Source organism: Vibrio sp. Hep-1b-8 (assembly GCF_006124995.1).
Taxonomy (GTDB): domain Bacteria; phylum Pseudomonadota; class Gammaproteobacteria; order Enterobacterales; family Vibrionaceae; genus Vibrio.
The window spans coordinates 1-10343 of record NZ_QEWN01000124.1 but is presented as its reverse complement, the minus strand read 5'-3'; the positions used below and the strand labels follow the sequence as shown (position 1 = coordinate 10343).

The window sequence follows — 10343 nt, the reverse complement described above, 5'->3', positions numbered from 1 at the left end:
CTCGTTCGCCTGAGCCGCTTAATGTGCCTATGGTAGCTAACCAGTGTTGGTCGATTGACTTTATGAGTGACAGCTTACAGTGCGGACGTCGATTTAGAACCTTCAACGTAGTGGATGACTTCAATCGTGAAGCACTCGCTATCGAAGTGGATTTAAGCCTCCCAGCGCAACGAGTGGTTCGAGTGCTTGAACGAATCATTGCATGGCGAGGTTATCCAGAAAAGTTGCGAATGGATAATGGCCCAGAGTTCATCTCTGTGACGCTTGCGACTTGGGCTGAGGAGCATGATATCAAGCTGGAATTTATCCAGCCAGGCAAACCGACTCAGAACTCCTATGTCGAACGATTTAACCGTACGTATCGCACAGAGATCCTCGATATGTATGTGTTCAGAACCTTGAATGAAGTGCGTGAGCTAACAGAAAACTGGATACGAGAATACAACGAAGAACGTCCCCATGATGCCCTCAACGATCTGACACCATGGGAATATTTAATGAAGAATGAACAAACCGAAACCTCTAATTATGGGCGCAACTAATTAGGGGAGGTTTACACAACCATCACGTAATTGCCTTAACGTATACTGACGCTGCTTTGGGGCAAATCGACCTTGCCACTGGGTATCGGTGGTAGGCAGTGGGTGAAGTGGTTGGCCTTGTTCATTAATATCGTCCAAGGCGTAACGGACAGGGATGATACCTATGTCATTGCGTCGCATATGACACTGACCCACCGCACTCTTTGCCTTGCGGGTTGATCCACATTTAGCCGCTTTATTGGGGGTACTCATATTTAGCTCTCCCTGAATTGGTTAGCAATCTGCTCGGCTAAGCTCGCCGCTTGAGCAATACGTTGTGATGAGGTGTGTGATGACGGTTGTTCGATAAGTTGAGTGAGATTTGGGTAGGTATTCTTTAGCAACGCCTGTTCGCCTACATAACCGAGAATATTGAAGTAATAGAGTAAGTCTTGCTCTGTCTCAAAACCTTTGGCATAAGCGCTATCCATTTGGCTACAAACCCAGTTTCTTAAGTCGTTAATCTGCTGACAACGCTCAGGAAACCAACGCTGCATGTGAGCAATCAATGTATTGGGCAGTGAATTTTGCCATGGGATGAGCGAGAGTCTTCGCCACTGTTCGTCTGTAAGTTTCAGCGATTGATGGGGTATTTCTGGCGGTATCACAAAAGGATTTTCCAGCCTTTGCCACTGCCCTGCTTGGTGAATCCAAGCTTTGTTCATCGGCTGCCATAACATGGAACATTGAGTATCCAATAAAACATAGGCTGCATTGCTGTCAGCAAAACGAAAAAATCCGGGATTACCACTTGGCATTTCAACCATAATTAGTCGCCGTAAAGCTTTCGCTGCATCACTTAATGATAAATCTGAAGAGAAAAAGTATCCCCATTGAAACTGGTTGAGGTCAAAAAACCAGTGTTGAACCTCTGGGGTCGCTTTCACCAGCCTCGGAGAAACACTCAATAGCTGATTATAAGGGGGATACAAAAAAATCGGTTCTTGTTCCATTACCCCAGGTAGCTGATAAAGCTGCCTTTCTAGGTCAGGAATGCAAGCACCTTCCACCAAAAGAAATAGTTGCTCTGATTTTGACAATTCAAATAATGGCTTCATTGCGTATTACTCTGGCTGACGTAGATAATATCTTCTCTATTAAACCGAGAATAACGACCGCTCAATAAGCAAGCAATGGCACATTGAAAAATTACTCATTTTCTGACTTAAAAAGAAAAACTAGGCAAAAAATGTCGAAGTAAGATCACTTTTTCTCTATCTATGCGAGCGAGAGAAGATTTGAGCCGTTCTTGAACCATTTCCAATGCCACTTTTTCAGGAGGTCGAGAAATTGCTTTTCTTAATTGGCAATAAATCGTATTTGGACAGAAATGAGCTAGCCACACTAACTTAGCCCGTAACTTCTAACCATAATGATGTCAATAACCATTATTAATAAAAGCAGACTATGTTTGATTCGACGGACTGGAGCATACTGAAAGAGTCGGCGACCTCCCGGGATGGTAAAGCTCACTTAGTAAAACTCCCCACTCTAGATATCAGGCGATGGCGCTTATGATACAAGGAATTGCCATAATGCCATACGGCTCAAGCGATCGGTTCCGCTTATCCCACCACGAGAAGGGGCAGCCTTCTGGGAGCAAGGACACCCTCGCAATTTAGCCGTAGGTTGTCAGAAGCTGTACGGTTCCACCAATAAGTGGAAAAAGCGCTATGGCTACCATATCTTTTCATCGAATTAAGAATCAAAGCGGAGAGAAGGTTAATCGGCGGCGATTAACCTTCTCTCGAATTAGGAACCATGAGAGTTACCTCTTGTTTGTCTTTGATCACAGATTCAACACCTTTAATCAAAGTAGATAACTCCCTTCTTTCCAAATTGAAGTGTCAGATTTAGTCAGCACTAATACATTTGATCATCCTCATGTAACTATAACCACGCTACATTGATTTATCTAACACCTAATTTAAACGCCAGTGATCAGAGAAACCATCTGCGTTTGTGTCACCGTACCAGTGTTGAATAGGCTCGATCCAACCCGTGGAGGCATCAAATAACACTCCATCATTTGCTTGGGGCTTGCTCGCTAAGACGCCGTTACGATTAATCAAATCACTAATGGGATGTAGAGGATTCGAACCATTGAGATACTCAAAGCCATCGCTAACGCCATCTCCATCGGTATCCCATTTTGCTGGATCTAAGCATTGTTTTAAGTTGCGTCCTAAAGGGGCTGTGTAATCACATGATGCAATTTCTTCTGCATCAGATAACCCGTCACCATCTCTATCGAGATTTGGATAAAAACTAGAATCAAATGTATATCGGTCTAGTTCGTCTTGTACTTCTGAGGCATTACCTCCAAAGGCTTCATCCCCCCACGCGACTACTTTGCCATTTTTGGTAAGTGCTACGAACGCCCCAGTGCTAGAAGTCAAAGAAATAACGTTTTCTAATGACGCTGATACTGATGAGCTATCACCACCAGTAGTTTGGTCTCCCCAAGTAACTACAGTACCATCCTGTTTCAGTGCAGCGAAAGAACGCTGAGTAGAGTTTATAGACACAACGTTATTCAATGAAGACGAAACAGATGCGCTATCACCTCCGTGGGAAGCCATACCCCAAGTAATGACGGTACCGTCCTGTTTTAGTGCTGCGAAAGCGGCCCCATTTGAGGTTATAGAAACTATGTTATTTAACAACGCTGATACAGATGAGCTATCGCCCCCAAAAGTTTTTGACCCCCAAGTGACGACATTGCCGTCTTTGGTTAAGGCCGCGAATGCATGATCACTAGTGCTAATAGAAACTACATTTTCAAGCAACGTTGATACAGGTGAACTATCACCACCAGAACCTTCGTCTCCCCATGTGATGACCTTACCATCTTTGTTTATCGCTGCAAATGCTGTCTGACCAGCAGTGATGGATACAATATTATTCAGATCAGATGATACAGCCGTACTATCAGCACCGGAATATTTGCTTCCCCAAGTAACGACTTTTCCATCAGAGGTTAGACCAGCAAATGCACCTATAGTCGCACTTACCGAGATTATGTTATCCACTGTTACTGAAGAACTATCACCACCAGTGAGTGGTTCACCCCAAGAGATAACTTTCCCGTCTTTGGTAAGAGCAGTGAAAGATGATGATGTGGAGTGAATTGAAACAACATTTTCGAGAAGTGCAGATACTGATGAACTATCTCCACCATGTATATCTTTTCCCCAAGTAACGACTTTTCCATCTTTGGTTAAGGCAGCAAAAGTTTTAGTATTTGAGCTAATAGATACAATATTTTTTAAGGATGCAGATACAGCGGAACTATCGTTGCCGAAAGTGTCGCTACCCCAAGTAAGGACATTTCCATCTTTGGTTAAGCCAGCAAAAGCTGATTGGTTAGGAGTAATAGAGATAATGTCTTTTAATGAAGCAGAGTCAGCAGAGCTATCACTACCGAATACATCCGTCCAAGTGATTACTTTTCCTTCGTTGGTCAATGCGGCGAAAGCAAGGTCATGTGAATATATCTCTTTAATGTAAGCTCTTGGTTTTCGAGAAGGGATTTGCACTAATCCATTGCCGGGATCACTACTTTCGGTAATTACGTCATATTTTGAATCAGAAAATGCGCCTTCATCATTACATCCTGCTAATACAGCTGTTGCTAGGGAGATGCCAATTAAGCTAAGTTTTATTTTTTTCATTATTGTTCTCTTTCAATGGTGTAATCAATTTCAACACGACGATTTTTGGCACGTCCTGCATCTGTATTATTGGATTCAACTGGTTGGCTTTCTCCTTTACCTTCTACAACAACTAGATTTGAATCGATCCCCTTTTGAATCAAGTAATTAGCTACAGACTGAGCGCGTTTAACCGATAACGCCGTATTTACTTGTTCAGAACCAATTGAGTCGGTATGACCTGTAATGACGATGTCACTTGCTTTACGTTGTTTTAACGAGGAACTTAAGTTATTCAATGAAAGCTGTGCTTTAGTCGATAGCTCTTTTGAATTGAATGCAAATAATGTCGATGAGCCACTCTCACTGATAGTTACTTTTTTTACCTCTAAAGGTTTTTGTGTCTCAACCGTTTTTTCTGGCTCGAACGAGACAGCTTGTCGTTCAGGGCCTGTGTATTTGTCTCTGTTTGCGAATGAATAAACAAGATTCAAAGTAACCATGTGACTATCATAATAAAGTGTGGAGTTATCTCCGATTTTGTCAGTATATTGATATCCCATTTCGTAACTTAGTTGAGGATATTCTGATTGCAAAATGATACCAGTGCTAAAAGAAGGAGATAGTCCATCAGCATATAATGGACCGTTGCGAGAGGACTCCATATCCCAATATGTTGCCCCTATTTTGCCAAACAAAGCCCAGTCATTGTTCAATGAGTAATCGTATCTTAGGCCTAAATCTATAAACTGTGTTTGTACTATTACATTAGTTTCTTTTGACTCTAAATCTGATTGCCAAAGATAGCCGCCATCAACGGAGAATCCATTGGCAATAGGAAGATTGCCTGTTACGCCTAAAACTATGCCATCAGGTTGTGAAGAGATAGATTCATCTTGTGCAACCTGATACCCGGTTTTTAAGCCTAATTTAAAGTTAGTATCTGTTTGTTCGGCTTTCGCATTCCAAGGAACACATACAAAAGCGATAGACAGCGCGAGTTTTCTAAATTGAGTATTCATTTTTGCTCACTTAATTAGGTCAAGTTAGTTTAAACCTAACAATTGGCTGCTTTACAAAGCACAGTCGTTAGTGCTAAATCGACTAGCTAGTTGTTAGTATTTTTTGTTGTATTAGAGTTTTCAATTTATATTAAGTTACTATTTGTAAGGCAAGGCCTACAAACAAACAATCAATGCAACTTAAAGAAATTCATCTGTTGGATAAATATGTTAGCCATCTTCATTTCAATGAGAAAATAAAAAGATCAAAAAAAATAAAAAAACCATAGAAAACAAGGATATAATCTGACCTTTCAGTTATTTTTTAACTTGTTTTCAATTTGATAATTACGAATTAGAACAAGTTTGAAGTGGTCGCTAATATAGCTTTCCAAATATCTCTCTTGACGAAAGATATATACACTTACAATATTTGTAGGAATTATCCTATTTAATATCTTTGGAAAAGCGAGCCGTTTTAGTAATTGGGCTATGTGGCTTTTTTCCTAATTCAAGGGGCTTTGATGTGATGGACGCACCTCCCTTATAGCATTGTTGTACGGCGTTGTTGTTCAAATAATCTTCGAGGAAGCCCAGTCCCAAGGGCTTTGCCCCGTTTAATTGACCGCTGCTCTAACAGGCATACCGAGTTCATCGCTTTTACCCCAGCGAGTGCTTCACCAATTTGGGCCTTGTAATCACGTAGAGTCAATTTAGGGCTTTGAGTTGCTTGTAGCGATACATCCCGGTCTCTGACAGTGAACGTTGATGATAGTCATTGTCTTTTTTCCATTGTTTCAACTCACCGTTTTTCAATGCCTAGACGGCATCATTCCGTAGATGCCCATCTGCCCAGTATCCCGCATTTGAACGAGGCACAATGGTGGGTTTCGCCCCTTTTCGTTGCAGTACCCTATGACATTCTTTTGTGTCGTAAGCGCCGTGTCTGGAGAAAGTTGCATTTATCGGTTGATACCGACACACATGAAATCATTGCTGCTAAGTTTAGTTTATCGAATGTGAGCGATGGTGAAGTGCGGCATAATTTGCTCAGACAGCCTCGACGAAAAATCGCAAAGACATCTGGCGATGGTGCTTATAACACAAGGTTGTGCTACGAAGTCATTCGCATCAAGCGAGCCGCTCCGCTCATTCCGCCGAGGGAAGGCGCAGCCCTCTGGAAGCGAGGTCATCCTCGCAATCTAGCGGTCGGGTGTCAGAAACTCTATGGTTCAAATAAGCATTGGAAAAAGAAGTACGGCTACCATAAACGTTTGCTCTCAGAGACAGCGATGTTCCGAGTGAAGAAACTGCTTGGTGGGACATTAAGCTTAAGAAATTACAATGCTGAGGTTGGTGAGACTTATGCCATGATAAAAGCGTTAAACAAGCTCACAAGACTAGGTATGCCCGAAACGATGTTGAGCGCCTAACAATCAGTCATGTTAGGCGTGTTTTTAACTGAAATCGAATTAGGAAACAAAGCCCTTACGACGCCAAAGGGCAATACCACTCAATATAAGTAGTCCAAACCAACTGTTTGTCCCACCACTGTTTGTCCCACCACCTGAGTCTCCACCCGAGCTATTTGCGTTTATCGAATTGAGGTAACTGATTCGCTGCGCATCGTTGACCGTCACTTTTGGCTTTTCCGAACCATTAAGCACTGAACTTATCCAGGCCCGATGGTCTGATACTTCTGTAAATATTGAATTGGCAATCAAACTCATATCACCACAAGTCGTTGGACCATAACTGGTAATGCCTACCTGCTTGTTGTTCCAGAATAACGGGCCACCGGAATCCCCCTGACAGGTTGCATTATCACGACCATTTTGGCTTGACGCTCCGTCCATGCATAAATTCGCTGACGTATCGACATTGTATAAATTACAGTTCGAATTGCTAACGTAGCGCAGCTGAGTTTCCTGAAGAGCCTCGCTAACGTCACGACCAGACTGGGTATTACCATGACCAACCGCGAGGAAAGGTTCACCAGAACGGCTGCCTCGATAGACGGTAGCATCGGCACTGTTTGCGAGATCGGCGTAATTGGATACGACGGTAATGGGCTGGGACAGTTTCAAAATAGCAATATCATTGGCTAAAGTATCGCTGTTGTAGCTGTCTGGGTAATAATATTCACTCACCATCACTCGCTGTGTGATAGCGTAAGGGAAGTCAGATTCATTCTGAAGTTGAGGGACGACTGAGGTAAACAGCTGGGTATCCGTATTGTCATAAATACAGTGCGCTGCCGTAAGCACATAGTACTGCGTTAACAGCGTGGCACCACAGTACGGCGACGCACCATATATACGATCATAATCGATACGATCGTACATGAGACTCGTAAAAGAGGGATACTTGACTGCACTAATATCACTACCATTTACTACATATGGCGTAATTTCAACACTTGTATAGGCGTTGGTTACATATAAACTAGAAAGTAAAACAGCTAACTTTCGAATCACAACTCGCTCTCCATAGCTAGAAGTCGACCCCAATGACTGGACACATAAGCGAATTTCTTAAGTGATTGAACCAGCTTATGCAGCGTATCTTTGCCTACCGAAGTAGTCTTCATCAGGAGTGAGGTCGTTAAGCCCCTGATGGTTACACTGTCTATTATCAAACACCATGTTGTTACCGATTTCAAGCTCGGCTTCACGAGGTGTCGTATAAGCTTTTAAGAAAACCTCATCATATTCCACGATACAAACACTCAACACAGCGACCTTTTCCATTCATACAGATCCGTACACCATAGTAAGCTAATTTCTGTGTGAACTCAGTGTTGGTAAACGCTCTGCCTTGCTCTGAGTTGAAGATATCTGGTGACTAATGTGCTTCCTAGTGGAACCATTTTCAATGAAATGTATTGCTTACTTTGCAATTTGTATTATATCGGGCTCGCTTGAAAGAATGGGAAAAAACCTACATTAAAGAAAAGGCCAAAATTTATCTAGACAGCATAAGGGCTTTGATGTGATGGACGTCCAATCCGAGCAGCATAGAGCCAAAATTAAGTAGATAAGCTTGTTTTGGAAAATGGAATATTCATCATGAACATAAAAGTGATTGGTATCGATTTAGCAAAAAACATTTTTAGTGATAGTACCAAACCTAATGTTCTCTTGTAGAAGACTCATGTATTTCTCAAACTCAAAGCCATCAAATGAAGACTTGTAGTTTTGATGTGAACACTTAATACCAGATGTTTGATTTGATTGACATTTAGATATACGAACTATCAACTCCTTAGCTAAAGAATCGCCCTTCCATTTAGTCGCAGATAAGCGCCAGTCAGCAAAGGTTACGTATTGCGTGTTTGAGGTTCTGTTCGGCTCATTGTGCGCTGTTATTGCTGGTGCCAAAGGTTGGTTTGATATTCGTGAGTACATCCTTGGTCATCATGAGTGGTTTAAACGTAATGGTATGTTTGTTAATGATATTCCTGCCGATGATACGATTGCTCGCATTATCTCTAAGATAGAACCAGAGCCCTTTCATACTTGCTTTATAAACTGGATGTCAGCAGTACATTCCCTTACTGAGGGGCAAGTCGTTGCGATTGATGGTAAAACACTTCGGGGCTCCTACAACCGAGATGACCGAGCTAGTACTATCCATATGATTAGCGCCTACGCTTCGTCCAATAAGCTCGTACTTGGACAGCTCAAAACAGAAGAAAAGAGCAACGAGATCACAGCAATACCTGAGCTCATCAAACTTCTTGATATCAAAGGCGCTCTAGTCACAATTGATGCGATGGCATGCCAAACGAAAGTAGCCAAAACTATCATCGAACAAGATGCTGACTACTTACTTGCGGTTAAAAATAATCAAGGAAAGTTACGCAAAGCAGTAGAGCAGGCTTTTGCAAAACAACGGTAAGCACTTAATTCTCGACGTCATTCCCATTTAAATCCAAGCCCCGATAATGACAATAGTCATTACTTATGGAGGCTTTTATGTCATCTCTACAGCAAACTTGGCAGCATCATGTCCAGGCTTGGCAAACAGCTGGCTAGATTCATAGTGTTCAAACAGGGTTCGCCATTCTTGGTTAGTGCATCGTTTAGCCATTTCAAATCTCCTTTGGGTTGGAGGTTTGATCTTATTATTCGGGCTAGACGATTAGAATGCGGGTTTTATGACGCGCTTACTATACATCAGACCAAGAAAGGCAACGAATGGTACTTCGGCATGAAAGCGCATATTGACGTGGATGCCAAGAGCGGTCTCACCCATACGCTAGTCACCACTGCCACCAACGAACATGACCTGAACCAATTGAATAATTTGCTGCACGGTGAAGAGGAATTCGTTTCCGGCGATGCCGGTTATCAAGGCGCACAGAAACGGGAAGAACTGAAAGACACGAACGTGGAATGGCTGATTGCCGAGCGACCCGGTAAAATCCGGGCACTGAAAAAGCGTCCTCGCAAGAACAAGACAATTATCAACATCGAATACTTAAAAGCCAGCATCAGAGCAAAGGTAGAGCACCCGTTTCGCATTATCAAATGTCAGTTCGGCTTCATCAAAGCACGCTACAAGGGACTGATGAAAAATGACTCACAGTTAACCATGTTATTCACTTTGGCAAACCTGTTTAAAGTAGACCAGATGTTGCGACGACAGCCAAGATCTGTCTGAAATCCGGGAATGGCCCGGAATGGGGCCAAAATCCGGCTTAAAACGCCCATTAATTGGCCTAAATTCGACATTTAGCGTGTGAAATTTAGGCTGGCAAAGTAAAGGCTTGATAAAGACCTAAATTGCAGGACTTATTAGCACCTTCCCTAGTTTGATAACACAACTCGGGCATTTAATGGTTGTAATGGGCGGTTATTTTGTCCCATAACACTCATGAATTTGGATGCTTGTTCTTTTGAAAGCGATTGCGTGTCTTTTAACACGAACCAACGTACACCTTCAGAGCAAGGCGGTGTAGTGAGTGAACCGTTGAAACGGTAATAGTGTGCGCTTTCTGGTAGCAGTTCACGAATTTTAAAACCATCACTGAAAAAATCGGTGTTGTCTTTTTCTGGAATATGACGGATAAGCTGAGTCAGAGCGCTATTAGGTTGAGCTTCATC

The 10343-nt window shown here is 42.4% G+C and carries 7 protein-coding genes and 6 pseudogenes; 5 read left to right on the top strand and 8 right to left on the bottom strand.

Going from position 1 to position 10343, the window contains the following annotated elements; translation table 11 throughout:
• Window positions 1-542 (top strand): IS3 family transposase (locus tag DA100_RS16660; RefSeq protein WP_138973153.1); only part of this gene is annotated, 542 nt, incomplete at its 5' end.
• On the opposite strand, the gene DA100_RS16655 is transcribed toward DA100_RS16660, so the two are convergent.
• Window positions 543-794, bottom strand: coding sequence for a toxin VasX (locus tag DA100_RS16655; RefSeq protein ID WP_138973152.1), 252 nt, complete (start codon window positions 792-794; stop codon window positions 543-545).
• A 2-nt stretch (window positions 795-796) separates the two neighbouring features.
• The gene (locus DA100_RS16650) at window positions 797-1639 is read right to left on the bottom strand and encodes a DUF4123 domain-containing protein (RefSeq protein ID WP_138973151.1); all 843 of its coding nucleotides are present in this window, start codon (window positions 1637-1639) and stop codon (window positions 797-799) included.
• A 437-nt stretch (window positions 1640-2076) separates the two neighbouring features.
• On the opposite strand from DA100_RS16650, the pseudogene DA100_RS16645 reads away from it, so the two are divergent.
• A pseudogene (locus tag DA100_RS16645) lies at window positions 2077-2265 on the top strand (IS5/IS1182 family transposase); the annotation flags it as partial.
• A 238-nt stretch (window positions 2266-2503) separates the two neighbouring features.
• Here DA100_RS16645 and DA100_RS16640 read toward each other — a convergent pair.
• The 3 genes and pseudogenes from DA100_RS16640 to DA100_RS16630 all read right to left on the bottom strand — a co-directional run.
• On the bottom strand, window positions 2504-4255 hold the full coding sequence (locus DA100_RS16640; RefSeq protein WP_138973150.1) for a hypothetical protein: 1752 nt from the start codon (window positions 4253-4255) through the stop codon (window positions 2504-2506).
• Window positions 4255-5256, bottom strand: coding sequence for an OmpA family protein (locus DA100_RS16635; RefSeq protein WP_138973149.1), 1002 nt, complete (start codon window positions 5254-5256; stop codon window positions 4255-4257). The genes DA100_RS16640 and DA100_RS16635 overlap by 1 nt, the downstream gene beginning before the upstream one ends.
• 596 nt (window positions 5257-5852) lie before the next feature.
• A pseudogene (locus tag DA100_RS16630) lies at window positions 5853-6177 on the bottom strand (transposase); the annotation flags it as partial.
• Here DA100_RS16630 and DA100_RS16625 point away from each other — a divergent pair.
• Window positions 6171-6668 (top strand): annotated as a pseudogene (locus tag DA100_RS16625) (IS5 family transposase); the annotation flags it as partial. The pseudogenes DA100_RS16630 and DA100_RS16625 overlap by 7 nt on opposite strands.
• A 39-nt stretch (window positions 6669-6707) precedes the next feature.
• On the opposite strand, the gene DA100_RS16620 reads toward DA100_RS16625, so the two are convergent.
• Window positions 6708-7712, bottom strand: a complete 1005-nt coding sequence (locus DA100_RS16620) for a serine protease (RefSeq protein WP_240800949.1) — start codon at window positions 7710-7712, stop codon at window positions 6708-6710.
• A gap of 75 nt (window positions 7713-7787) precedes the next feature.
• Window positions 7788-8076: pseudogene (locus tag DA100_RS16615) on the bottom strand (IS3 family transposase); the annotation flags it as partial.
• A gap of 414 nt (window positions 8077-8490) precedes the next feature.
• Here DA100_RS16615 and DA100_RS16610 point away from each other — a divergent pair.
• Together DA100_RS16610 and DA100_RS16600 are read left to right on the top strand one after the other, a co-directional pair.
• Window positions 8491-9132: pseudogene (locus tag DA100_RS16610) on the top strand (ISAs1 family transposase); the annotation flags it as partial.
• A 276-nt stretch (window positions 9133-9408) separates the two neighbouring features.
• Window positions 9409-9900: pseudogene (locus tag DA100_RS16600) on the top strand (IS5 family transposase); the annotation flags it as partial.
• Window positions 9901-10046: 146 nt separating this feature from the next.
• Here DA100_RS16600 and DA100_RS16595 read toward each other — a convergent pair.
• Window positions 10047-10343, bottom strand: a 297-nt coding sequence (locus DA100_RS16595; RefSeq protein WP_138973148.1) for a carbonic anhydrase family protein, incomplete at its 5' end; no start/stop codon positions are given.